A 21295-nucleotide genomic window follows, 5' to 3' on the forward strand; every position below is an offset into this window, starting at 1 on the left:
CACTGCTCACGGGCCACCATGTGGCCCGTTCGCCGCGAGGCGACTGCGTCGCCTCGCTCTCCTCCCCAGCCGACTCGGTGCTCGCCTCCGGCTCACACCTCGTCCCTCGCGCGGCTTCGAACTCGTCCCCTCACGTTCGTTCGGCGACGAGCTCAGCGCGCGCCAGGGCGACCGTCCGGAATCGACGACGGTCGTCGGCCCTGAATCGCTCGATACCCACGCTTATACGCCTCCACCCCCTTGCACCCACTAGATGACAGAGGAGTACGGACTGGTAGAGCTCGAGGCCGCAGAGACTCCCGGCGATGAGTGGGAGGAGATAGACGTCTCCGACACCGAGGCAGATCGCATCGCCAGGAAGCGCGACCGAAAGTTCCAGCAGTTCCGGAAACGCATCAAGGACGCCGACCAGTTCAAGGTCGAGGCGTCGGTCTTCGACGACGCTACCTATGCGGCCCTCTACAAACTCGTCCAGGACGGCTGGATAGACGCCCTCGGCGGCCCCATCTCGACGGGGAAGGAGGCGAACGTCTACACGGCCCTCGGCGGCGAACGCTCCGGCAAAGCACTGGGCGGCGACGAACCGAACCCTGAGGTCGCCATCAAGGTCTACCGGGTCAACGCGTCCGACTTCCGCGACATGCGCGACTATCTCGTCGGCGACCCCCGCTTCGAGGGCATCGGCTCGAAGAAGTCACAGGTCGTCCTCGCGTGGGTCCGCAAGGAGTTCGCCAACCTCGAGCGCGCCCAGAAGGCCGGTATCCGCGTTCCGAAACCGCTCGCCGTCGAGCGGAACGCACTCGTCATGGAGTACATCGGCGCGGAGGACGGGCGGGCGCGCCGACTCACGGAGGTGAACGTCGAGAACCCGCAGACTGCGTACGAGGTCGTCCGTGAGTACATGCGCCGACTGGACAAGTCGGGTCTCGTCCACGGCGACCTCTCGGAGTACAACATGGTCATCCACGACGGCGAACTGGTCATCATCGACCTCGGACAGGCCGTGACGGTTCACCACCCGAACGCGGAGGACTTCCTCCAGCGCGACTGCGAGAACGTCGCGAACTTCTTCTCCCGGCAGGGTCTCGACGTGACCGGCGACGAGCTGTACGAGTTCGTCACCGAGCACAGGGACGACGAAGAGTAGACAGCTGGCGACGCGCGCGAGCGCGAAAGAGGTCCGATTCAGCGGTTTCTGACAGCGAACGCTACCGTGAGCATCGCCAGCAGGGCCCCGAGCGGTCCGAACCCGGGCGTGCTCGCACCGGCATCGGTCTCTCCAGCAGCATCGGTCTCGGTCGTCGCCGTCTGTTCGGCTGTCGATTCGGTGGGACTGCTGGTCGCCGTCGCCGTCTTCGACTCGACCGTCGTGGTCGCTGGCGGGCCGACGGTCGCCGAGTCGGTCACGAGCGCACCCGAGCGACGGTAGGGGACGTCGCCGTCGTCGATCTCGCCGTTCCCGTTCACGTCGCGTATCGCCGTGACGGTGAACTCGGAGTCGGCGTCGATGCGGGAGACGAGTTCGAACGTGACGTTCCTCGTCTCACCGCGGTCGAGGAAGTCGGAGACGGCGACGAGGTTCCCGTTCTGCCGGAGGGAGACGAAGCCGCCGTGTGAGAGCGTCGCCGACGCGAGGGTGATCTCCGTCGTCGCCGTCTGGTTCTCCAGCGTGAGCGAGGCGGTCCGCGGGACGAACTCGACCGGGACCGGTTCGCTCACGGGCTCGCCGTCGTGGACGACCCGGACCGTCAGTCGGTCACCGACCGAGAACGACGAGCCGTCGAGGCCGGTCGCGAACGCCGAGCGAGCCCCTCCGTCCCCGGGTGCCGCGAGGGTCAGCGACCGCTCCTGGACGACGGTCGACCCGTTGTCGTCGAGCAGCTGGACGGTCGCCTCGTCGCCGGGGGCGAGCGTCGTCGTTCCCGTCACCTCGAACGTGGCACCCGGCGGGTAGAGGAGGGCTCGTTGCTCGTCCCAGTCGTGGTAGTTCGTCTCGACGTGGGCGGTCGGGCTCACGGCCTCTATCTGCCCACTGCGGGCCGTCTCTGTCTCGCCTTCGTAGCTGGCGACGAACCGCTGGCCGGCCTGGAACGTTTCGGCGCCGACGGACTCGTCGCCGGCCTCGCCCCGGCTGACGTCGACGGCACCCGTGTCGACCACGACGTGATAGGTGTCTGCCGTCTCTCCTTCGACGACGGTCAGGTTCGCGGCGTCGGAGAGGTCGACGGTCAGGGGCCGCTGCGAACTGCCGGGGTTCGACTGCTGTACCTGGACAGACGTTCCGTCACCTTGCGTCGCGACGAACTTCTCGGTGAGGTCTCGGCCCTCGGCCGCTGCCAGTTCATCGGCGAGGCCGGACGACCGTATCGTCACGACGAGTCGGTCGCCGGGGACGAAACAGGCGTCACCCTGCCTGTCGAGTGCCACTCGCTCCGGTAGCTCGGCCGACCCCGGAGCCACCGAGTGCAGTCTGAGAACGGTCCCGTCGCCGACCGCCACCTCGGCGTTCACCCCGCCGCAGTCCGGCGTGTCGGCCGACCCCTCGGCCCCCGCAGGTACCGTGAAGAGGGCGACCGCACCCAGACAGACGAGAACGAAGAGAACGAATGCGGTCCGTGTCATGGGCCCCTATCGTACCGGAACCGTGAAAAAGCACGTCCCAACGTACGATGGCACCGGCGTTCGAGCAGCCGATGGAACCGTCGACGGTCAGCCCCGCGATTGAACCGTCGACGGTCAGCCCCGCGATTGAACCGTCGACGTCCGCGACCCCATGGAAACCGTGAAGTCCTTCGGTACGCTACCACCTGTTGATGTACTCCGCTCCCGCCTGGTGCTGGCGCCCGTCATCGGGAGCGGACAGTATCGCGTACCTCGTCGGGTCGGCGTAACCGGGCTGGCGGCGTCGCGGTGCTCCCTTCGTTCTCTCTTCGCACCGCACGATAGCCGCCAGTCCATCCGACACAGATGACAGACGACCACACGACGACAGACGTATCGAACGCGAACGACACTACCGATTCGACCCACACCTCGGACGCGAACGCACCAGACGACGGCTTCAACGTCACCCCCTACGCCGTCTCGGGGACAATCGACTACGAGAAGCTGCTCGACCGGTTCGGCGCCGACCGCCTCACCCCGGAACAGGTGCGCCGCTTCCCCGACCACCCGATACTCCGGCGTGGCATCTACTACGCCGGCAGGAGCGTCGATTCCTACCTCGACGCGGCGACCGGTGGGAAGACCCACTCCATCGTCACGGGAATCGGCCCCTCTGGCCCGATGCACGTCGGCCACCTGCTCGTGTTCACGCTCGCGAAGCGGCTGCAGGACGCCACGGGAGCCACGGTCTACATCCCCCTCTCCGACGACGAGAAGTACTACGCGAAAGAACTCGACTACGCCGAGATAGGCAGCTACACCCGCGAGAACCTCCGCGACCTCCTCGCGTTCGGCTTCGACCCCGACCGGACCCGCATCGTCGTCGACACGGCCGATGCCGACGTGGTCTATCCCGTCGCGAGCGCGTTCGCGAAGCACATCACGCAGTCGACGGTCGACGCGACCTACGGCGAACCGGAGAACGTCGGACTCTCGTTCTACCCGGCCGTCCAGACCGCACACCTCCTGCTCCCGCAGCTGGTCCACGGCGAGCACCCGACGCTGGTCCCCGTCGCCGTCGACCAGGACCCGCACGTCCGGGTCTGCCGGGACGTCGCCGCCAAACGGCGGTTCCCGGTCCGCAAGCCGGGCGCGCTGCTCGGGAAGTTCCTGCCCGACCTGACCGGGCCGGGAAAGATGTCCACCAGCGAGGGCGACGCCACGATATTCCTCGACGACGACGCCGAAACGGTCCGCGAGAAGGTCCTCACCCACGCCTATTCGGGCGGGCGAAACAGCCTGGAGGCTCACCGCGAGCACGGCGGCGACCCCGAAGTGGACGTCTCGTTCCAGTTCTGCCGGTTCTTCTTCGAACCGGACGACGACGAACTGGCACGGCTCGAACGAGAGTACCGGTCTGGTGAATTGCTCTCGGGTGAGCTGAAGGAGCACGCCGCAGACCGGATTGCGGCGGTCCTGACGACACACCAGCAGCGGAAGGCAGAACTCGGGCCACTCGAGGAGGAACTGCCGCCGTACCGTCTGACAGCCGAGGAACGACGACGAGCCCTTGCCGCCGTCGGAATCGAGGGGCTCTGAGGACCGGAACGACAGACTGCGCGACATCTAGATATCCGCTCGCGTCCTCTCAGACAGACATGACAGGCAGCGAGATTCCGGACGAGCACGCATACGGGCAAGCGTTCGCCCTGCTGGGCAACGAGACGCGAGTCGCCATCCTCCACGAACTCTGGCGCTCGCTGGGCGAGGGGCCGGTCTCCTTCTCCGACCTTCGCGAGCGCGTCGGCATGCGCGACTCCGGACAGTTCAACTACCACCTGACGAAGCTCACCGACGCGTTCGTCCGGAAGACGGACGACGGCTACAGTCTCCGGTTCGCCGGGATGGCCGTCGTCGGGTCCATCCTCTCGGGCCACTACGAGCAGGCAGGGTTCGACGAGCCCATCCCCGTCGAGGGAGCGTGTGCGTCCTGTGATGGCCCGCTCCGGTTCACCTACGTCGACGAGCGGGCAACCATCGACTGTGCCGACTGCGGGAGAGGAGTCTCGAGTGCCTCGGTGCCCGCTGGCGTGTTCGCCGGTCGCGACCGCGAAGATGCCCCGGAACTGTTCGACCGCTGGCTCCGTGCGCAGGTCGACCGGGTCGCCGCCGGCTTCTGTATGGCGTGTACCGGCCCCACGACGCCGCAGGTCGCCGCCGAGAACCCGCCCTCGGAGACGCCCGCCGGGACCAACTCGCCCCAGCAGCCGTTCGTCGTCTACGAGTGCGCACGCTGCAACGAGCGCGTGACGTCCAGCGTGACCGAGGCGGTGACGCGACACCCCGCGGTCGTCGCGTTTCACCACGAACACGCCATCGACCTCCGGACCGAACCGACCTGGGCGCTCGACTGGCTCCACGTCCCAGTCGAGATTCTCGCAGCCGACCCGCTCCGGGTCGCGTTCGACGTCACGCTCGACGACGAGACGCTCCGACTGACGGTGGACGAGGACCTCGTCGTGCTCGCCGAAGAGAGACGAGCCGCCCGGACCCTCGAGCAGTAGATGTCGAGTCCCGAACAGAAGCGCAGTTCTGTCCACCCTCGTACAGAAATGAAATTCTGATTACAGTTAATGGGCAGCCCATCCTCTCTTCGACCATGCGAGCCCTCTTTCGAAATCCCGACTTCGTCCGGCTGTTCGCCGGTCGAGTCGTCACCAACGTCGGCGACAGTCTCTACTTCGTCGCCGCGATGTGGCTGGTGTACGACCTCACCGGCAGCGCGACCTACTCCGGTATCGCCGGCTTCCTCGTCATGGCCCCCGCGGCCCTCCAGGCGTTCTTCGGCCCCCTGGTCGACCGCTGGAACCTCCGGCGCATCATGGTCGGGACCCAGCTCGTCCAGGGCGTCGTGATACTCTCACTGCCCGTTGCCGCCCACTTCGGCTACCTCTCTGTCTGGCTCGTCCTGACGGTCATGCCCCTGCTCTCGCTGCTCAACCAGCTCGTCTACCCGGCCCACAGCGCGCTCGTCCCGCGAATCGTCGAGGACGACGAACTCGTCTCCGCGAACTCCCTGTTCGCGCTGGCCTACCAGGGCGTCGACTCGGTGGCGAACGCGGCAGGTGGCGTGCTCATCGCGCTCGTCGGCGCGACGACGCTGTTCCTCGTCGACTCGGTGACGTTCGCGGCCGCCGCGCTCCTGTTCGCGACGGTTCGGGTACCCGAAGCCGAGCCGAACCGGGCGGCTTCCCCGAGCGAATCCGCAGACAGCGTGGCTGTCGCAGACGGGGGCGTCGCAGATGAGGCCGTCGACGACGACAACTCCGGTGACGGGGGCGTCGACGACGACAACTCCGGTGACGGGAGTGCCGACGACGACTCCAGCTACCTGACCGACCTCCGCGAGGGAGTCGACTTCGTGCGCGGGACCGTCCTCGTCCCCATCCTGCTCGGCTCCGCACTCGTCAACGTCGCCGCCGGCGGCGCAATCTTCGCGTCGATGCCCGCTTTCGCCGACACCTTCGGAGGGCCACGCGCGTACGGAACCATGATGGCCGCCTTCGGGGTCGGCAGCTTCCTCGGAGCGCTCGTCGCCAGCCGGGTCGACGACCGTCCGTTCGGCCTGCTCTCCATCGCCTGCTTCGCCTCGAGCGGGGTCGTCTGGATCGGCAGCATCCTGCTGGCGATGTTGACCGGGGACCTCCTGCTCACGGCGAGCGTCTTCGCCCTGTCCGTGGTCCCCATCGGCGTCAGCAACGTCCTGCTCGGCGCGATGACCCAGTCGATCGTCCCCGAGGCCCTGATGGGCCGCGTATCGAGCGTCCTCGGAAGCGCCGCCACGGCGTCCATCCCGGTCGGTGCGCTGTTCGGCGGCGCCCTCACCGATGCCCTCGGCCCGTACCCCATCTTCCTCGCGACCGGGGGCGGCCTCCTGTTGCTCGCCGGCTACTGGCTGACCGATTCTCGGCTCCGGTCGCTCGGTGCCGTGGAGTCGGCCGAGACGCTGTCGGCCGCCTGAATCGGGGACTGGGCGTCGGGAGACCCTGGCCAGCGCCGCCGCTTCCGGCAGCTGTATCGACAGAAACGGGCGAAAATCGAGCTTACTGGATGTGTCCTTCCTGGCGGAGCTGGTCGGCGTCCTGCTTCTCGTAGCGCCACGTGATGTCGGCCTTCTCGTCCTGCCACTCCCAGGGCTCGACGAGCACGACGTCGTCCTCACGGATCCAGACGCGTTTTTGCATCTTGCCCGGGATGCGGGCCGTTCGCTCGACGCCGTCGGCACAGCGTACCTTGACGCGATTCGCACCCAGCATGTTCGTGACCGTCGCGAACACCTCGCTGTCGTCGGGCATACGAAGGTTCTTCCGGCCGCCTCCGTCGTTGTCGCTCATGTGCGGGTGTATGGTGGGCGACGGTTTTTAATTATCTGGTCTTCGGCCCCGAACCACGGGCTTTAATCGGGTCGCACTCGGATTCGCGCCCATGGCAGCAGATTCGCGCAACGAGTCGAGCGGGTTCGGCGGAAAGTTCGGTAGCATGCTCGGACTCTCGGGCTTCCTCGGCCTCGTCCTCATGCTCGTAGGCATCGCCGTCGTCGCAGTCGCAGATCCGGTCGTGGCGGCTGGCCTCGCCGTGTTCGTCGTGGGCATCGCCCTCGTCGTGAAGGCACTCCTCGGCAACATGCTCTCGATGTTCGGCATGGGCGGCATGTTCTAGACGGCCGTACGTTCCGTTCTCGTCTCCCTCCTCGACCGCTTCAGCAGAAAACGTTCTGTCACCAGTACGTACCGTTCAGAACCGCCCGGTCCCGCGCTCTGCCCGGTGCTCGCTGATGAGCCGGTCGACCATCTCCGACTTCTGGTCCTTCTTACGCTGTTCGGCCAGCTCCTCCCACTCTGCGATGACGGCCGCGACGTCGTCCTCCCTGGCGACCGCGAGTTCGTCGACCTCCTGCATCGCCACGTCGGCTGCGGGACCGACCGGAACTCGATGCTCGAACAGCACCTCGTCGGCGACCTCAGAGATGCCGCCCGCGCCCGTCAGGACGACCCGCGGCTCGTACCCGACGAGCTTCTCGGCGGTCGTCCGGCCCGCCCCGGACGCGTCCCGGAGGAACACCACGTCGTCCTTCGCGATGCCGTAGCTCTCGTGGGCGGCGTCGATGGCGCCCTTCGTGAACTTCTCGACCGGCTTGACCGGGACGAGCCCCTTCTGCTTCTCGGAGACATCCGCGAAGTTCGAGTGGTCGAGCTTCCACAGCTCCTTGAGTCGGGCCAGCTTGCCCTCGAGCTTCTCGATCTCCTCGTCCTTCTGCTCGAGGTCGCGCTCCAGCGCCTTGTTCCGGCGCTCCAGTCGCGTGACGAGCCGGGTCTCGCGGGCCTTCTGGCGCTCCTGACTGCGTGCCCGGTCGAGGTCGGACTGCAGGTCCGAGATTCGCTCGTCCTTCGCCGCGACCGTCTCCTCGAGGTCGTCGACGTGGTCCTCGAGGCGCTCGACCTGCCGTTCGAGCGTCCTGATGCGCTTCTCCTCGGCAGTGAGCTCCCGTGGGTCGTGCGCGGTCGACTCCTCCTCGCCGTCGTCCGACTCCGTCATCGACTCGACGACGGCCTCGACGCCACCCTCGCCCGAGAGCACCTTCGCCGTCACCTCGCCGCGGTCGAGCCGCGGTGGCGTCTTCCGGGCGATACGGTCGAACTGGTCCTCGTGGAAGTCGTAGGCGAACAGCGCCGCCGCGAGGGCGTCTCGCTCGTGGTCGTTGTCGTAGCCCGTCTCGCGGGTCCGGTGCTGTTTCTCGTCGATGGGCAGGTCCGAGTCCGGTTCCCAGCCGACCGCGTCGAAGCTGGCCCGGACCTTCCCGACCGTGTTCGGCATCGGCGTCACGTCGGCAGCGACGACGACGGGACGGCCGCGCTCGACGATCCACTCGATGACCGCCGAGGTGTCGGCGGTGCGAGTCGAGAGCACGTCGAGCACCTGCCCGTCGAGACTGACGATGGCGACGGCCGTCGTCGTCCCCGGGTCCATCCCGACGATGACGTGGTCGCGGCGCTTCGCCAGCGGCTCGAACTCGATGCCGTCGCGACGCTCGCGCTCTATCTCGACGCGGGTGTCGCCCGACCGGTTCCGCGAGACGGGGATGTCCTGCGGTCGAGCGTGGACCGAGAACAGCGCCTGCGAGTAACCACCGTACTTCTCGGTTACCTCCAGCTCGTAGTCGATTCCCGCCTCGTCCAGCGCCGACTCGACCTCGCGGGCGCGCCGTTTCACGTTCCCGTGGATGCGCCGGGTGTACCGGTCCTGGCTCCAGCCGCCCTTCCCTGTCGACCGGCCGCGAGAGACCTTCACCTGCGTCGTGTCGGTGAACGCCGACACCTCGTGGCCGACGTTCCCGGCAGCGAGCCGAGCTGCCGCCTCTGCCTCCTTCATCGGCTCCTTCCCGTAGGGGACGCCGTGTCGAGACGCGACCCGCGAAAGGGGTTCCGGCTGCTCGGCCCCTGTCACCTGCACGAGCCGTGTCTCGTCCGGGAGGCTGCCGAGGAACCGGACGAGGTCGTCCTTGTCCTCGGCGAGTTCGTACATGTTGTCGGTCGCGACGATGGCCGGCTTCACGGACTCGATGGTCCGGCGGAGCTTCCGGTAGGTGACGACGTCGCGTTCTATCTCGTCGCCGTCGAGGACGACGAGTGCGTAGGATGGACTGTCACCGCGGACGTCCCCGCTCTGGATGTCCACGCCGAAGACGACCGCGTCGAGGGCGGTGGTACGCGCGCTCACGGACGCGGATAAGCACGGCGCGAGTATAAATTCCGTGGCGAGTGTGACACGGTGGAATCGGCCCGCTTCGGTACCCGAAACACCGACTGGCGCGTGCTGAAGCGGCAGGCGAACAGTGTGAGCCGGGCGCTTCGAAATCGCGCGAGGGGCGACTGACGCGAGTGAAGCGAAGTGGAGCGAGCGGAAGGAGTCGGCTGGGGAGGAAAAGCGAGGCGACGCAGTCGCCTCGCGGCGAACGGGCCACGAGTGGGAGATGCGAGCGAAGCGAGCATCTCCACCTGAACGGGGAGCGATGCGAGACGCGACCGCAGGGAGCGTCTCCAGAACTGAACGGCGAGCGAAGCAAGCCGTGAAGGAGCGACCCGTGAAGGAGTGGCCCGTGAGCAGTGGATGCGGTGCGGTGGCGGTGCGGTCTCAGTTCCATCGTGATTCGCGGACTGTTCCCCGGCCGTCTTCTCCGGCGACGGTTGCTGAAACGCTTCCTCCAGACAACCGCCTCACCCCCACGAAACCACGAACGGTAAGGGAATCGGCTATCTCCGTTCGGGCCCTCTATCCGACCGAGAATCACATGTCGAGAGAGGTGTCGAACCTGGAACGCGGCGGTGACGGCGGTGTGGCGATTCGTGGCTACCGGGACCTGCTGGCCGACGCCACAGCCACCGTCCCGTCCTACGACCCGGCGACGGCACTCGCGCGACTCGGCACCCCGGACGTGGTGTTCGTCGACGTACGCGACGGCGATGAACTCGCCCGCGAGGGGAAGATACCCGGGGCAGTACACGCAGCACGTGGTCAGCTTGAGTTCCACCTCGACCCCGCGAGCCCATACTTCGTAGAGGGGCTCTCCCCCGCCCACGAACTCGTGTTCTACTGTACCGATGGCTCTCGGGCGGCATTCGGGGCACAGAGAGCGATGGAAATGGGATACGACCGGGTCGCCAACGTCGTGGACGGACTGGCCGGCTGGCGTCGCGTCGGCGGACCGGTCGTGCCGGCCTCCGCGACGGTACGGTCCCGGCCCTGTTCGTCCAGCTGAACGGCCGTTCTGACCAACTCGTTCTGACCGACTCTCTTACTCGTTGTCCGGGAACGGTATCTCGACCGTATCACCGTCCTCCGGGACGAAGCACTCGCCGTCGAACACCTCGCGTGCTTCGCGCTGGTGGTCCGAGGCGTCGCCCGCGTACCGCGAAGAGATGTGCGTGAGTGCGAGCCGACGCACACCGGCGCGCCGGGCGATCTCTGCCGCCTGTTTCGCCGTCGAGTGACCGGTCTGTCCGGCTCGCTCGCGGTTGTCCTCCGCGAAGGTCGCGTCGTGAACGAGCAAATCCGCGTTCTGGGCGACGTCGACCGTCGCCGCGACGGGTTCGGTGTCGCCGGTGTAGACGAACCGTCGACCCGGACGGGGCTCTCCGACGACCTGTTCCGGTTCGACGACCGTCCCGTCGTCGAGTTCGACCGACTCTCCACGGTGGAGCGCGGAGAACTTCGGTCCGACGGGCACGCCCAGTTCCTCGGCGTGCTCGCGGTCGAACCGACCTTTCCGGTCGTCCTCGACCAGGGCGTACCCCACCGCGTTCGTCCGATGTTCGACGTCGAACGCGCGAATCTCGTACTCCTCGCCCTCGAAGACGACGTCACCGGCGCGAATCTCGTCGATGTGGACGGGGAACGACGGTCGGGTCCCGGTCGCCTTCACCAGGCCGTCGATGAGACCGCGCTCCCCCGCCGGACAGTGGATGGAGAGCGGTTCGTCGCGTTCGTTGAAGTCCATCGTCTGCAGGAGGCCGGGAATACCGAGTACGTGGTCCCCGTGCGTGTGCGTGACGAATATGTGGTCGACCCCGAAGCCGGTGCCGAAGCGCATCATCTGACGCTGGGTTCCCTCCGCACAGTCGAAGAGGAAGCCTTCGCCCTCACGCTGGCAATAGAGGGCGGAGGGATTCCGTTGCGTCGTCGGCACGGCCCCACTCGTTCCGAGGAACGTCACGCTCAGCGACATGGCAAATGCTGGTCGCCCGCGCGATAAACCGGTGTCGAATCGCGCGAACTCGGTTCAGTCGCCTCACCCCGACGTTCACGGTATCGTTCATAACCGTTCAATACGGCCGAGAACGGCCGAATCGAGAAAACTGACGGGAACGGAGTCGCCGCTTTATGTCGGCTCATTGCCGAAGATAGAGTGATGATTCGACGCAACGTCTTCACAGCAGTCGTCCTGTCGGTGCTGCTGGTTACCGCCGGTTGTCTCGGCGGAGCCGGTACCACCGCGACCACGAACGATGACGGGACGGGCCCGTCCAGCGGCGGTAGCGGTTCCAGCGACGCCACGATGTCGTTCTACGTGAGCGACCGCCCGGGTGCAATCGAGGATTTCGAGTCCCTCAACGTCACCATCACGAAGGTGGGTATGCACCGGACCGGCGACGCCGAATCGAGCGACGCTGACACCGAGAACACGACCACGAACGAGACCGACGACGGTAACGAGACCACGACGGTCGAGGAGCCGAACGAGACCACGGTCCAGTCGGCAACCCAGACGACCGCCGACCAGTCGGTCAACGCGAAGCAGGAAGGAACCGAGAACGAGACGGAAACGACGACGACCACGGACGAATCGACCGAGTCCACGACTACCGAGGAGACCGAGACCGAATCGACGTCCACTAACGAAACCGAGTCCACGACCAACGAAACCGAAGCTGGCGAATCCGGTGAAGCCGAGGCCAGTGCAAACGGCTGGACCGAGTACGACGTCGACTCCCAGACCGTCGACCTGACGAAGCTGCAGGGCGCGAAGGCGTCCAAGCTCGCGGACTTCGAGGTTCGCTCCGGCGAGTACGACAAGGTGTTCGTCTACGTCAGCGAGGTCGAAGGGACGCTGAAGAACGGCGAGAAGGTGAACGTCAAGCTCCCCAGCGGGAAGCTCCAGATAAAGAAGGACTTCACCGTCGCGGCGGGCTCGAACACGAAGTTCGTCTTCGACATCATGATCCACGAGGCCGGCAAGTCCGGCAAGTACGTCCTCCGGCCCGTCATCAGTGAGTCCGGTACGAGCGAGCAGGTCGAGATCGAGGACGTCGACGAGGACGAGACGGAGTCCGAAGACGAGTCCGACAGCGAGGAGAACAACGCCGAAGGCGACCTCTCCGCGTCCATCAAGGGCGCAGTCCGCGCCGGTGAGACGGCCACGCTCAGCGTCTCCGGGGGCGACGGCCCCGTCGAGGGTGCGAACGTCACCGTGAACGGTGAGCTGGTGGGCCAGACGGATGCCGACGGCACGATCCAGTTCACCGTCCCCGACGCCGACGAGCTCGAGATAACGGTCACTGATGGCGAGGCCGAGGTCGAGGTCGAGCAGAAGGTGACCGGTGGAAACGGCAAAGGGAAGGACAAGAACAAGGACGTCGTCGCCCTCGCAGCGTACTGAAGACGGCACTTTTATCCGAATTTCGAGCGCCCGAGTGGCGGGTATCTGCCGCCCGTCTAGCGGCCACCTCGAACGCGAAGAGCGTCACGTCGACCCGTCACGACCAGACGGTTTCTGGTCACTCTCTCGCAACGAACGGACCGTGAAACCGTTCATCGCGGTTCAACGCGACGGATACGCGGTTTCGAGCCGGAACGGTAAGAAACGGAGTCGACGGTTTATCCTCCCCGCCAACTCAGAGTCGCGCGATGATACGACGGCGCCACGTCACGGTCATCGCACTGACGGCACTGCTCGTGACTGCCGGCTGTCTCGGCGGCGGAGACGACACGACCACCAGTGCAGGAACCGATCCAGGCAGCGAGTCCAGTCCCGACTCCGAACTCGACGTCCGGCTCCAGGGGGACGCACAGCCCGGCGAGACGGTCACCGTCATGGTCGCGACTCCGGGTGGGCCGGTCGACGGTGCAGCCATCTCTGTCGACGGTGAATCCGTCGGTGAAACCGGGGCGGACGGGACGCTCGAGGTGCAGGTTCCCGACGACGCCGATACCCTGACCATCACGGTCGAGAAAGACGGTGCCAGCACCGAGGTCGAGACGACGGTCGAGGAGAACGCCAAGTCGTAGCGACGCCTGAAACTGCCCCGTCCCCGCTGACTTCGCGTTCCGCGAATCGACCGATTCTTAGGCGGCGCTCGCGTACTCGGCGACGATGGACGCGCCGCTGTGGACGGACGCACACGCCCCGGCTCTCGCAGACCTCCCACAGACGGAGGCTCGCGAGTATCTCGAGAAGGCCGTATCCAACCCCATCAATCTCGTACTACACGGGCCACCGGGGAGTGGCAAGACCGCCGCAGTGCGCGCACTCGCCCGCGAGGCACACGACGACCCGGACAACGACCTCGTCGAGATCAACGTCGCCGACTTCTTCGGCCGGACGAAGACCGAGATAAAGAACGACCCCCGGTTCGAGTCGTTCCTCGTCGGCAAGTCCGACCTCTCGAAGCGCGACATGATCAACCACGTGCTCAAGGAATCCGCGAGCTACGCGCCCGTCGCCGGGAACTACAAGACGGTCGTGCTGGACAACGCCGAGGACATCCGGATCGACTTCCAGCAGGCGCTCCGACGGGTGATGGAACAGTACCACAAGACGACGCAGTTCGTCATCTGCACGCGCCAGCCGACGAAGCTCATCCCGCCGATCCGCTCGCGCTGCTTCCCGGTCTCGATGCGGGCGGCGACCAACGAGGAGACGGTCGCGGTGCTCCGGCACATCGTCGAGGCCGAAGGGGTGGCGTACGAGGACGCCGGGCTGGAGTTCGTCGCGGGCTACGCGGAGGGCGACCTCCGCGAAGCCATCCTCGCGACCCAGACCGTCCACGCGACGGAGGGTGAGGTGACGATGCAGAGCGCCTACGAGACCATCGGGGACGTCGGCGACGAGGAGACCATCCAGTCGATGCTGGACGACGCGGAGTCGGGCGAGTTCCAGGACGCCCGGAAGACGCTCGACGACCTGCTCGTCGACGAGGGATACAGCGGTAACGAGGTACTCGACTCGGTGCTCCGCGTGGCGAGGAAACGCTACAGCGGCGACCGGCTCGCCAAGCTCCACGAACTCGCCGGCGAGATCGACGTCGAGATGAACACGGGGACCTCCGACCGGGTCCACCTCTCACACCTGCTGGCGGAGCTCGGACGCGATTCGCTGTAGGGTCGGGCCACGGTGTAAATTCGAGTTACAGCGGGGCTCGAGGTACAGCGTGACGACTCAGGACTGTTACTGACAGGCGGCTCGTGGTCCTCCCGCCGGGGGTGAACCGCGCACCCGCCTCGGCCACCCGACGGCTATCTATCGAAGATGCCGCTTCTGGCCGCTCCTTCGTACTTGAATGCTGGTGCGATCTCGACGCGCGGGTTTTCGGGACGGCAGGACGTCCTGCCGTTCCGGGCACTGCGTGCGCTACGTCGGCGCCGTCGACAGCAGCGCCACGAGGTTGTACAGCGTGAACCCGAGGATGACGGCGATGGTGTAGTGGATGACGGCGACGAATGCGGTCAGTTTCCGGTCGAGCCCGTAGACGACGTGGATGGCGAACGCGTCGACCAGCAGGGTCACCGCGATAGCGACCGCCGGACCCCACTGCTGGAGCAGGAGCGAGACGAGCCCGAGGACGGGGCCGACGACGAAGGCGCGGCTGACGGGCACGTCACCGAGGACGTTCCGCGCGGCCATGTGTAGTGTCACCGCGTAGAAGAGTGCGGCGAGGGCGAACGTGCCGGCGTACGCGAGCAGCCCACCCGAGGTGGGCGCGAGTTGCGCGGGAACGAGCATACCGGCGCTTGGAGTCGCCGCGATTTGTGCGTGACTATTCGAGCAGACCGAGGTCCTCGAGCCGCGAGACGATCTTGTCGACCGCGTGCTCGGCGTCGACGGGCTTCTTGCCGCCGGTGATGACGAGCTTACCGGAGCCGAACAGGAGCGCGACGACCTTCGGTTCGTCGAGACGGTAGACGAGGCCGGGGAACTGCTCGGGCTCGTACTCGATGTTCTCGAGGCCGAGACCGATGGCGATGGCGTTCAGGTTGAGGTTGCGGCCGAGGTCCGCCGAGGTAACGATGTTCTGGACGACGATCTCCGGGTCGTCGTTGACCTGGATGTTGAGCTCACGGAGCTTGTCGAAGACGATCTCGAGACTCTCGTGGACGTCGGCAGTGCTTTTCGCGCCTGTACAGACGATCTTACCGGAGCGGAAGATGAGCGCAGCGGATTTCGGCTCCTGGGTGCGGTAGACGAGTCCGGGGAACTGCTCCGGGTCGTAGTCTGCACCTTCGAGGTCCATGGCGACACTCTGCAGGTCGAGCTCCTGGCCGATGCCGGTGGACGCGACCACGTTCTCGATATTGATGGTCTCCTTGGGGTCGGTCATGTTTCGACTTAAAAGTTGTATTTAAGGCTTATAAAGGTTGGTGCTGTGTGCGCTCGTAGCTCGAAACTCGGTGCCATATCTCGATTATCGCCGTCCGATACCCCGGATTCTTGCCGGTATAAGTCGGACTTGAACGATTTCAGCGGGGGTTCTGACACGTCACTGGCGTGGCGCGCGGGGCGTAGGAGGTTACGTCGCGGCGACGGCGCATCACAACCGTATTGGCACCGTCCCGTCTATCGGACGCCGTGTACCTGCTGGAACTCGGCGGCGAGGACGACGCCTTCGCCGCGTGCGAGGCGCGCAACGCCGCGACCGGCGTCGAACGGATCGCGACCGGTCTCGCGACGGCCGGGAGCGTCGCGACCGACCGCGCCCGCGGGCTCGCCTACACCCACCGCGTCAGCGATCTGGTCGGACGGACCGACGCCGCTATCGACAGTGCAGTCGCCCTGCTGGATGCGGCACCGGTAGACCGCGCGGGTACGGTCGCCGTCCGGGCACGCGACGTCCGCGGCGAGACGGGAATCTCGACCAGCGAGGCCGAGCGTGCCCTCGGCGGCGTCCTCGTCGACCGGGGCTTCTCGGTCGACCTCGACGACCCGGACCACGAGCTCCGCGCGGTGTTCGCGAGCCTCCCGGACGACGAAAGAGCCGACGAGGAAGCCGGTTCGGACGCGACCACAGAAGCCGGCGAGGCGGGCGTCTGTGCGCTCGGCTGGCTGACCGCCGAGTCGGTCCGCGACTTCGGCGACCGGATGCCTACGGACAAACCGTTCTTCCAGCCCGGCAGCATGGATCCGCTCTTCGCCCGCGCCGTGGTGAACATCGCGGGTGCTGGCCCCGGCCAGACGCTCCTCGATCCGATGTGCGGCACGGGTGGCGTTCTCGTCGAAGCCGGCCTCGTGGGCGCAGACGTGGTCGGGACCGACGCCCAGGAGAAGATGGTCCGTGGCGCGGCGACCAACCTCTCGCACTTCCTCGACGACGACGGTCACGCCATCGGGACGGCCGGCGACTGGCACGTCTGCCGGGGCGACGGAACCGCCCTCCCGCTCCGGGACGACACCGTCGACGCGGTCGTCTTCGACGCACCATACGGCCGTCAGTCGAAGATAGAGACTCACGCGCTCGACGATCTGGTTGCGGGCGCACTCACGGAAGCCCGACGCGTCGCAGAACGGTGCGTCGTCGTCGCGGACCGGTCCTGGGTCGAGCAGGCCCGCGACGCCGGCTGGTCGGTCGACGCGACCTTCGAGCGTCGGGTTCACCGTTCGTTGACCCGGTACGTCCTCGTGCTGACGTAGCGCGTCAGCTCCCGTCTGACTGCGGCCTCGCTCTTTCTCGCATCTCGAACTCCTCCTCGCTCTCGACCGTCAGGTCCGGAACCGGCGTCGGCTTTCCGTCCTCGTCGAGCGCGACGAAGGTGAAACAGGCGTTCGTCGTCTCCTCGCGCTCGCCCGTCCGGGGGTCCTCGCGGAAGGCGCGCAAGAAGACCTTCACGCTCGTCCGGCCGGCCTCGAAGACGTAAGCCTCGACGAGTGCCGTGTCTCCGACCGGAATCGGCCGTTCGAAGGAGAACTCGTCGACGCCCGCCGTGACGCAGGTTGAGCCGGAGAACCGCATCGCGGCCATCGCGCCGACCTCGTCCATCCACTTCATCAGGTTCCCCCCGTGAACGACCCCGTAGTTGTTCGCGTGGTTCGGCTGAACGCGCTGCCGGTTCAGGATGTACGTCTCGGAGAGACTCGCCATGAGAATCAGTTCGCGGCGAGCGGGAATGAGTACTCGCCAGTGACCACGGCGAGAACCGGGTGAGCTGACCCGCCGACACACGAGCCCGGTCTTTTTCTCGGCACGCCGCGGACTGGGTGTATGGAACAGGAGAAACGGACCGGCATCGCCCGCGGCGGCGTCTCCTTCATCCTCGCCGCGGCGGTCGTCTTCGTCCTCGGCGTGACGAACACGCCGACGACGACGGGACTCGCGGCGGCGCTGGCCGTCCTGGGTGTCGCCATCGCCATCGGTGCGCAGGTGCTCGACAATCCGGTACTGGCAGCGGTCTGGCTCGCACCCGTCGTCGCGGCGGTCGTGGTCTTCCTCCACCAGGGCAGCTCGGGGCAGGATCTGCTGACGCAGGCGTTCGTCGTCGGGGCTATCGGAGTGGCGCAGGTGTTCTTCTCGCAGGTCGGGAAGTAAGAGCTCTACTCGACCAGCCGCTCTATCTCGGTGACGAGCACGTCGCTCGCCCCCTCCTGCTTGACGCGATTTATCGTCTCGAAGATGTCCGCTTCGTCGACGACCGCGTGGACCGCAACCTTGTCCGAGCCGGCGATGTCCATGACGGTCGGGCCGCCCATCCCGGGGAGCACCTCGCGGATGCGCTCCAGCTTCGACTCGGGGACGTTCATCATCAGGTAGCGCTTGCCGTCCGCCGAGAGCACCGACTGGAGCGCCATCCGTATCTGGTCGACCTTCTCCGCGTCGGCCACGTCCGGCCGGGCGAACAGCCGCACCGAGGACTGGAGGACCTCGTCGACGATGGCGAGCCGGTTCATCCGCAGGGTGGTTCCCGTCGAGGTGATGTCGACGATGGCGTCGGCCATGTCGACGTGGGGCGTCAGTTCGGTCGCGCCCGTGACCTCCGCGATCTCCACGTCGACGTCGAGTTCTGAGAAGTAGTTCTTAGTGACGTTGGGGAACTCCGTGGCGACGGTGCCGCCTTCGAGGTCGTACGGCGTCTCTATCTCGTCTTCCTCCGGCGCGGCGAGGACGAGCCGGCACTGCCCGAAGCCGAGGTCGAGCAGCGACTCCGCCTCGACGGCGGCCTCGCACATCTGGTCGTAGCCCGTGATGCCGAGGTCTGCCGCCCCGTCGGCGACGTATTCCGGGATGTCCGCGGCCCGGGCGAACAGCAGCGAGACCTCCGGGTCGACGGTGTCGGCGTAGAGTTTCCGCTCCGCCCCGTCGACGACGTGGAGCCCGGCACGTTCCAGCAGGTCGATGGTCGGGTCGTGCAGCCGGCCCTTGTTGGGAACCGCGATGCGCATTTGCCGGGGATTGGCGGGCAGTGGGCAATTGCCTTTCCCTCCGGGCGAGCGATGACGGGACCGAGAACTCAGGCCGCCGCGCCCCGCGCCGCCGGGAAGAACTGCTCCAGTAGCCACGTCGTGACGTGCATCTCGATGACCGCGGCGACGCCGAGCACGAGGATGCCGAGGACGACCAGCAGCCCCGCTCGCTCCAGTTCGCCACGGGTCCACAGCGACTCTCGCGACCCGAGCAGGTAGAACAGCGGCACCGCGATGAGCCGGAACCCGATGGCGCTCCCGACGAACAGCGCCGGCAGTTCGAGGATGCCGTGGGGAGCCAGCGCCAGCAGGACGAATCCGAGACCCACCTGTCCCGTGACGCCCGTCGCGACGTACCCCACGAGCACCCCGTTGAACAGCAGGCCGGCGACGGTGAGCAGTATCCCCAGGACCGTGATTGGTGCGAGCGCGAAGATGAGGAAGACACGAGCGTTGTTGAGGAAGATGGTCGTCGCCGTCGGGTTCTGGGGAAGGACGTCGCCCAGGGACTCGAATCCGAGCGCGGCGAACAGGTCGACTCGCCCCCAGATGACGACGCCGAAGACCACGCCGAGGAGGAACAGGACGGTCGAGGCGAGGACGTAGGGGCGGTGCTCGCGCCAGGCGAGTCGGAGTCCCTGCTCCGAGAACGTCGGCGGGTCGGCTGGTGGTGGCGCCGTCGCCGGCCCGGAATCGGAATCGACCGCCGCGTCGCTGGCTGCTGTCATAGTCCACGGGTTGGCAGAGCAGGTGCAAAAACCGTGCGGCGGGAGTGAGGTCTGGGTGCCGTCGACGACGGGCCGGGCACTCTGGCGCGCGCTGGCGAGGGTGACGAACGGCAGTGAGTCCCCGAGTCGAAAGTGCGCGAGGGATGACGAGGGAGACGGAGCGAAGCGGAGTCGAGTGAGGAATCGGCTGGGGAGGAGAGCGAGGCGGCGTCGCCGCCTCGCGGCGAACGGCTGGTCCACCAGCCGTGAGCAGTGGTGCGGTGCGGGGCGGTCTCTCGGTTCCGTCGTGAGTAGTGACCTGCTCGGTTCCACTAGCACCACTCGCTGAATCCACCCAGTCTCCAGCGCACAACACGACCGGTCCCGGTGGAGTCTTGTCTCCCGGCCCAGAACCGCCAGCCATGGAACTGGTCGTACGCGGTGGGCAGGTCTTGCTGCCCGACATGACGGTGCAAGAGACGGACGTGCTCGTGGACTCGGACGAGGGGACCATCCTCGAACTCGGCGACAACCTCGCCGGCGACGAGGAACTCGACGCCACCGGCGGTCTCGTCGTCCCCGGCCTCGTCAACGCCCACACCCACGCCGCTATGACGCTCTTGCGCGGCTACGCCGACGACAAACCCCTCGACGCCTGGCTGCAGGAGGACATCTGGCCGGCCGAGGCACAGCTCGAACCCGACGACGTCCGGGTCGGCACCGAGCTCGCCCTCGTGGAGATGATCAAGGGCGGGACGACCGCCTTCGCGGACATGTACTTCCAGGTCCAGGAGGTCGTCGACGCGGTTGACCGCGCTGGCCTGCGTGCCCGCCTCGGCCACGGCGTCGTCACCATCGGTCGCGACGCCGAGGACGCTCACGCCGACGCACAGGAGAGCATCGACGTGGCTGCGGAGTTCGACGGGGCAGCAGACGGTCGCGTCCGGACCGCCTTCATGCCGCACTCGCTCACCACAGTCGGGAGCGAGTACCTCGACGAGTACGTCCCCAAGGCACGGGAGCTGGGCGTTCCGGTCCACCTGCACGCGAACGAGACGCGCGACGAGGTTTCCCCCATCGTCGAGGAACACGGCGTCCGACCGCTGGAGTACGCCAGAGAGCGCGGTCTCCTGGACGAGAGCGACTTCCTGGCCCACGGGGTCCACACCGACGCGACCGAGCACGAACTGCTCGCCGAGGCGGGTGCGGCCGTCGTCCACTGTCCCGCCTCGAACATGAAGCTCGCCTCGGGAATGGCCCCGGTGCAGGAGATGCTCGACGCGGGCGTGACCGTCGGCCTCGGAACCGACGGCGCTGCCTCGAACAACGACCTCTCGATGCTGGACGAGATGCGCGACGCGGCCATGCTCGGGAAACTCGCCGCGGAGGACGCGAGTGCGGTCGACGCGGCGTCGGTCGTCAGGATGGCGACCGAGGGCAGCAGCGAGGCCATCGGCCTCCCCGGCGGCCGCATCGAACCGGGTGCTGCGGCGGACCTCGCGGTCCTCGACCTCGGCGGGGCACACCTCACGCCCGCTCACGACCTCGTCAGTCACCTCGTCTACGCGGCCGCAGCCGCGGACGTCCGCCACACGGTCTGCGACGGGCAGGTACTCATGCGGGACCGTGCGGTGCTGACGCTCGACGAGGACCGGGTGAAGCGCGAAGCGAGAGAGAGAGCGGCCGCGCTGGTCGACCGGGCCTGAACGACCCGACCCGCACAGACAACGCACCCATCTTATATATTCTCGGTGACGTAATA

21 protein-coding genes are annotated in these 21295 nt (G+C 66.9%); 12 read left to right on the forward strand and 9 right to left on the reverse strand.

The genetic code is table 11. The annotated features are described in order from the left end of the window. The first annotated feature begins 253 nt into the window (after positions 1 to 253). Positions 254 to 1147, forward strand: a complete 894-nt coding sequence (rio1, locus tag ACSC1Y_RS07505) for a serine/threonine-protein kinase Rio1 (RefSeq protein WP_435334126.1) — start codon at positions 254 to 256, stop codon at positions 1145 to 1147. Between the two features lie 38 nt (positions 1148 to 1185). Here rio1 and ACSC1Y_RS07510 read toward each other — a convergent pair whose 3' ends face one another. After that, positions 1186 to 2622 carry a DUF7282 domain-containing protein gene (locus ACSC1Y_RS07510; RefSeq protein WP_435334127.1) on the reverse strand — a complete coding sequence of 479 codons (1437 nt, stop codon included), beginning with the start codon at positions 2620 to 2622 and terminating at the stop codon, positions 1186 to 1188. A gap of 345 nt (positions 2623 to 2967) precedes the next feature. Between ACSC1Y_RS07510 and ACSC1Y_RS07515 the strand changes: the two genes are divergently transcribed. The 3 genes from ACSC1Y_RS07515 to ACSC1Y_RS07525 all read left to right on the forward strand — a co-directional run bounded on the left by ACSC1Y_RS07515 (position 2968) and on the right by ACSC1Y_RS07525 (position 6625). Continuing rightward, entirely contained in the window at positions 2968 to 4203 is a 1236-nt protein-coding gene (locus ACSC1Y_RS07515; RefSeq protein ID WP_435334128.1) for a tryptophan--tRNA ligase, read from the forward strand. 59 nt (positions 4204 to 4262) lie between these two features. Continuing rightward, entirely contained in the window at positions 4263 to 5168 is a 906-nt protein-coding gene (locus tag ACSC1Y_RS07520) for an ArsR/SmtB family transcription factor (RefSeq protein ID WP_435334129.1), read from the forward strand. 95 nt (positions 5169 to 5263) lie between these two features. Then, positions 5264 to 6625, forward strand: a complete 1362-nt coding sequence (locus ACSC1Y_RS07525; protein ID WP_435334130.1) for an MFS transporter — start codon at positions 5264 to 5266, stop codon at positions 6623 to 6625. A gap of 82 nt (positions 6626 to 6707) precedes the next feature. Here ACSC1Y_RS07525 and eif1A read toward each other — a convergent pair whose 3' ends face one another. Next, a complete protein-coding gene (gene eif1A / locus ACSC1Y_RS07530; protein ID WP_435334131.1) occupies positions 6708 to 6998 on the reverse strand; it encodes a translation initiation factor eIF-1A in 291 nt (96 codons plus the stop codon). Between the two features lie 91 nt (positions 6999 to 7089). On the opposite strand from eif1A, the gene ACSC1Y_RS07535 reads away from it, so the two are divergent. Next, complete coding sequence (locus ACSC1Y_RS07535) at positions 7090 to 7323, forward strand: DUF7470 family protein (protein WP_435334133.1); 234 nt, start codon at positions 7090 to 7092, stop codon at positions 7321 to 7323. A 75-nt stretch (positions 7324 to 7398) separates the two neighbouring features. Here the strand turns inward: ACSC1Y_RS07535 and ACSC1Y_RS07540 are convergent, their stop codons facing one another. Beyond that, on the reverse strand, positions 7399 to 9381 hold the full coding sequence (locus ACSC1Y_RS07540) for a DUF460 domain-containing protein (protein WP_435334134.1): 1983 nt from the start codon (positions 9379 to 9381) through the stop codon (positions 7399 to 7401). Positions 9382 to 9952: 571 nt separating this feature from the next. On the opposite strand from ACSC1Y_RS07540, the gene ACSC1Y_RS07545 reads away from it, so the two are divergent. Next, positions 9953 to 10420 carry a rhodanese-like domain-containing protein gene (locus ACSC1Y_RS07545; RefSeq protein ID WP_435334135.1) on the forward strand — a complete coding sequence of 156 codons (468 nt, stop codon included), beginning with the start codon at positions 9953 to 9955 and terminating at the stop codon, positions 10418 to 10420. Between the two features lie 36 nt (positions 10421 to 10456). On the opposite strand, the gene rnz is transcribed toward ACSC1Y_RS07545, so the two are convergent. After that, the gene (gene rnz / locus ACSC1Y_RS07550; RefSeq protein WP_435334136.1) at positions 10457 to 11386 is read right to left on the reverse strand and encodes a ribonuclease Z; all 930 of its coding nucleotides are present in this window, start codon (positions 11384 to 11386) and stop codon (positions 10457 to 10459) included. A gap of 183 nt (positions 11387 to 11569) precedes the next feature. Here rnz and ACSC1Y_RS07555 point away from each other — a divergent pair, with 183 nt between their 5' ends. The 3 genes from ACSC1Y_RS07555 to ACSC1Y_RS07565 all read left to right on the forward strand — a co-directional run bounded on the left by ACSC1Y_RS07555 (position 11570) and on the right by ACSC1Y_RS07565 (position 14539). Next, entirely contained in the window at positions 11570 to 12817 is a 1248-nt protein-coding gene (locus tag ACSC1Y_RS07555; RefSeq protein WP_435334137.1) for a DUF4382 domain-containing protein, read from the forward strand. 248 nt (positions 12818 to 13065) lie between these two features. Beyond that, positions 13066 to 13446, forward strand: coding sequence for a hypothetical protein (locus tag ACSC1Y_RS07560; RefSeq protein ID WP_435334138.1), 381 nt, complete (start codon positions 13066 to 13068; stop codon positions 13444 to 13446). Between the two features lie 85 nt (positions 13447 to 13531). Continuing rightward, the gene (locus ACSC1Y_RS07565; protein WP_435334140.1) at positions 13532 to 14539 is read left to right on the forward strand and encodes an AAA family ATPase; all 1008 of its coding nucleotides are present in this window, start codon (positions 13532 to 13534) and stop codon (positions 14537 to 14539) included. Positions 14540 to 14788: 249 nt separating this feature from the next. Here the strand turns inward: ACSC1Y_RS07565 and ACSC1Y_RS07570 are convergent, their stop codons facing one another. After that, entirely contained in the window at positions 14789 to 15160 is a 372-nt protein-coding gene (locus tag ACSC1Y_RS07570; protein WP_435334141.1) for a DUF7473 family protein, read from the reverse strand. Between the two features lie 34 nt (positions 15161 to 15194). Then, positions 15195 to 15755 (reverse strand): TATA-box-binding protein, encoded by a 561-nt coding sequence (locus tag ACSC1Y_RS07575; protein WP_435334142.1) that lies wholly within the window; start codon positions 15753 to 15755, stop codon positions 15195 to 15197. Positions 15756 to 16003: 248 nt separating this feature from the next. Here ACSC1Y_RS07575 and ACSC1Y_RS07580 point away from each other — a divergent pair, with 248 nt between their 5' ends. Next, the gene (locus ACSC1Y_RS07580; protein WP_435334144.1) at positions 16004 to 17062 is read left to right on the forward strand and encodes a methyltransferase domain-containing protein; all 1059 of its coding nucleotides are present in this window, start codon (positions 16004 to 16006) and stop codon (positions 17060 to 17062) included. Positions 17063 to 17066: 4 nt separating this feature from the next. Here ACSC1Y_RS07580 and ACSC1Y_RS07585 read toward each other — a convergent pair whose 3' ends face one another. Beyond that, complete coding sequence (locus ACSC1Y_RS07585) at positions 17067 to 17510, reverse strand: acyl-CoA thioesterase (RefSeq protein WP_435334145.1); 444 nt, start codon at positions 17508 to 17510, stop codon at positions 17067 to 17069. Positions 17511 to 17630: 120 nt separating this feature from the next. Between ACSC1Y_RS07585 and ACSC1Y_RS07590 the strand changes: the two genes are divergently transcribed. Next, positions 17631 to 17954 (forward strand): hypothetical protein, encoded by a 324-nt coding sequence (locus ACSC1Y_RS07590; protein WP_435334146.1) that lies wholly within the window; start codon positions 17631 to 17633, stop codon positions 17952 to 17954. A gap of 5 nt (positions 17955 to 17959) precedes the next feature. Here the strand turns inward: ACSC1Y_RS07590 and hisG are convergent, their stop codons facing one another. Beyond that, a complete protein-coding gene (hisG, locus tag ACSC1Y_RS07595; protein ID WP_435334148.1) occupies positions 17960 to 18805 on the reverse strand; it encodes an ATP phosphoribosyltransferase in 846 nt (281 codons plus the stop codon). Positions 18806 to 18873: 68 nt separating this feature from the next. Further along, positions 18874 to 19554, reverse strand: a complete 681-nt coding sequence (locus tag ACSC1Y_RS07600) for a stage II sporulation protein M (RefSeq protein WP_435334149.1) — start codon at positions 19552 to 19554, stop codon at positions 18874 to 18876. A 401-nt stretch (positions 19555 to 19955) separates the two neighbouring features. Between ACSC1Y_RS07600 and ACSC1Y_RS07605 the strand changes: the two genes are divergently transcribed. Next, complete coding sequence (locus tag ACSC1Y_RS07605) at positions 19956 to 21239, forward strand: amidohydrolase (RefSeq protein ID WP_435334150.1); 1284 nt, start codon at positions 19956 to 19958, stop codon at positions 21237 to 21239. Positions 21240 to 21295 lie beyond the last annotated feature (56 nt).

The organism is Haloarchaeobius lipolyticus (genome assembly GCF_051208015.1).
GTDB lineage: Archaea > Halobacteriota > Halobacteria > Halobacteriales > Natrialbaceae > Haloarchaeobius.

What these genes read in the sequence shown, in the direction of transcription:
- rio1 (WP_435334126.1), top strand. Translation starts at nt 254, where the DNA reads ATGACAGAGGAGTACGGACTGGTAGAGCTCGAGGCCGCAGAGACTCCC.
- ACSC1Y_RS07510 (WP_435334127.1), bottom strand. Translation starts at nt 2,622, where the DNA reads ATGACACGGACCGCATTCGTTCTCTTCGTTCTCGTCTGTCTGGGTGCG.
- ACSC1Y_RS07515 (WP_435334128.1), top strand. Translation starts at nt 2,968, where the DNA reads ATGACAGACGACCACACGACGACAGACGTATCGAACGCGAACGACACT.
- ACSC1Y_RS07520 (WP_435334129.1), top strand. Translation starts at nt 4,263, where the DNA reads ATGACAGGCAGCGAGATTCCGGACGAGCACGCATACGGGCAAGCGTTC.
- ACSC1Y_RS07525 (WP_435334130.1), top strand. Translation starts at nt 5,264, where the DNA reads ATGCGAGCCCTCTTTCGAAATCCCGACTTCGTCCGGCTGTTCGCCGGT.
- eif1A (WP_435334131.1), bottom strand. Translation starts at nt 6,998, where the DNA reads ATGAGCGACAACGACGGAGGCGGCCGGAAGAACCTTCGTATGCCCGAC.
- ACSC1Y_RS07535 (WP_435334133.1), top strand. Translation starts at nt 7,090, where the DNA reads ATGGCAGCAGATTCGCGCAACGAGTCGAGCGGGTTCGGCGGAAAGTTC.
- ACSC1Y_RS07545 (WP_435334135.1), top strand. Translation starts at nt 9,953, where the DNA reads ATGTCGAGAGAGGTGTCGAACCTGGAACGCGGCGGTGACGGCGGTGTG.
- rnz (WP_435334136.1), bottom strand. Translation starts at nt 11,386, where the DNA reads ATGTCGCTGAGCGTGACGTTCCTCGGAACGAGTGGGGCCGTGCCGACG.
- ACSC1Y_RS07555 (WP_435334137.1), top strand. Translation starts at nt 11,570, where the DNA reads ATGATTCGACGCAACGTCTTCACAGCAGTCGTCCTGTCGGTGCTGCTG.
- ACSC1Y_RS07560 (WP_435334138.1), top strand. Translation starts at nt 13,066, where the DNA reads ATGATACGACGGCGCCACGTCACGGTCATCGCACTGACGGCACTGCTC.
- ACSC1Y_RS07565 (WP_435334140.1), top strand. Translation starts at nt 13,532, where the DNA reads ATGGACGCGCCGCTGTGGACGGACGCACACGCCCCGGCTCTCGCAGAC.
- ACSC1Y_RS07570 (WP_435334141.1), bottom strand. Translation starts at nt 15,160, where the DNA reads ATGCTCGTTCCCGCGCAACTCGCGCCCACCTCGGGTGGGCTGCTCGCG.
- ACSC1Y_RS07575 (WP_435334142.1), bottom strand. Translation starts at nt 15,755, where the DNA reads ATGACCGACCCCAAGGAGACCATCAATATCGAGAACGTGGTCGCGTCC.
- ACSC1Y_RS07585 (WP_435334145.1), bottom strand. Translation starts at nt 17,510, where the DNA reads ATGGCGAGTCTCTCCGAGACGTACATCCTGAACCGGCAGCGCGTTCAG.
- ACSC1Y_RS07590 (WP_435334146.1), top strand. Translation starts at nt 17,631, where the DNA reads ATGGAACAGGAGAAACGGACCGGCATCGCCCGCGGCGGCGTCTCCTTC.
- hisG (WP_435334148.1), bottom strand. Translation starts at nt 18,805, where the DNA reads ATGCGCATCGCGGTTCCCAACAAGGGCCGGCTGCACGACCCGACCATC.
- ACSC1Y_RS07600 (WP_435334149.1), bottom strand. Translation starts at nt 19,554, where the DNA reads ATGACAGCAGCCAGCGACGCGGCGGTCGATTCCGATTCCGGGCCGGCG.
- ACSC1Y_RS07605 (WP_435334150.1), top strand. Translation starts at nt 19,956, where the DNA reads ATGGAACTGGTCGTACGCGGTGGGCAGGTCTTGCTGCCCGACATGACG.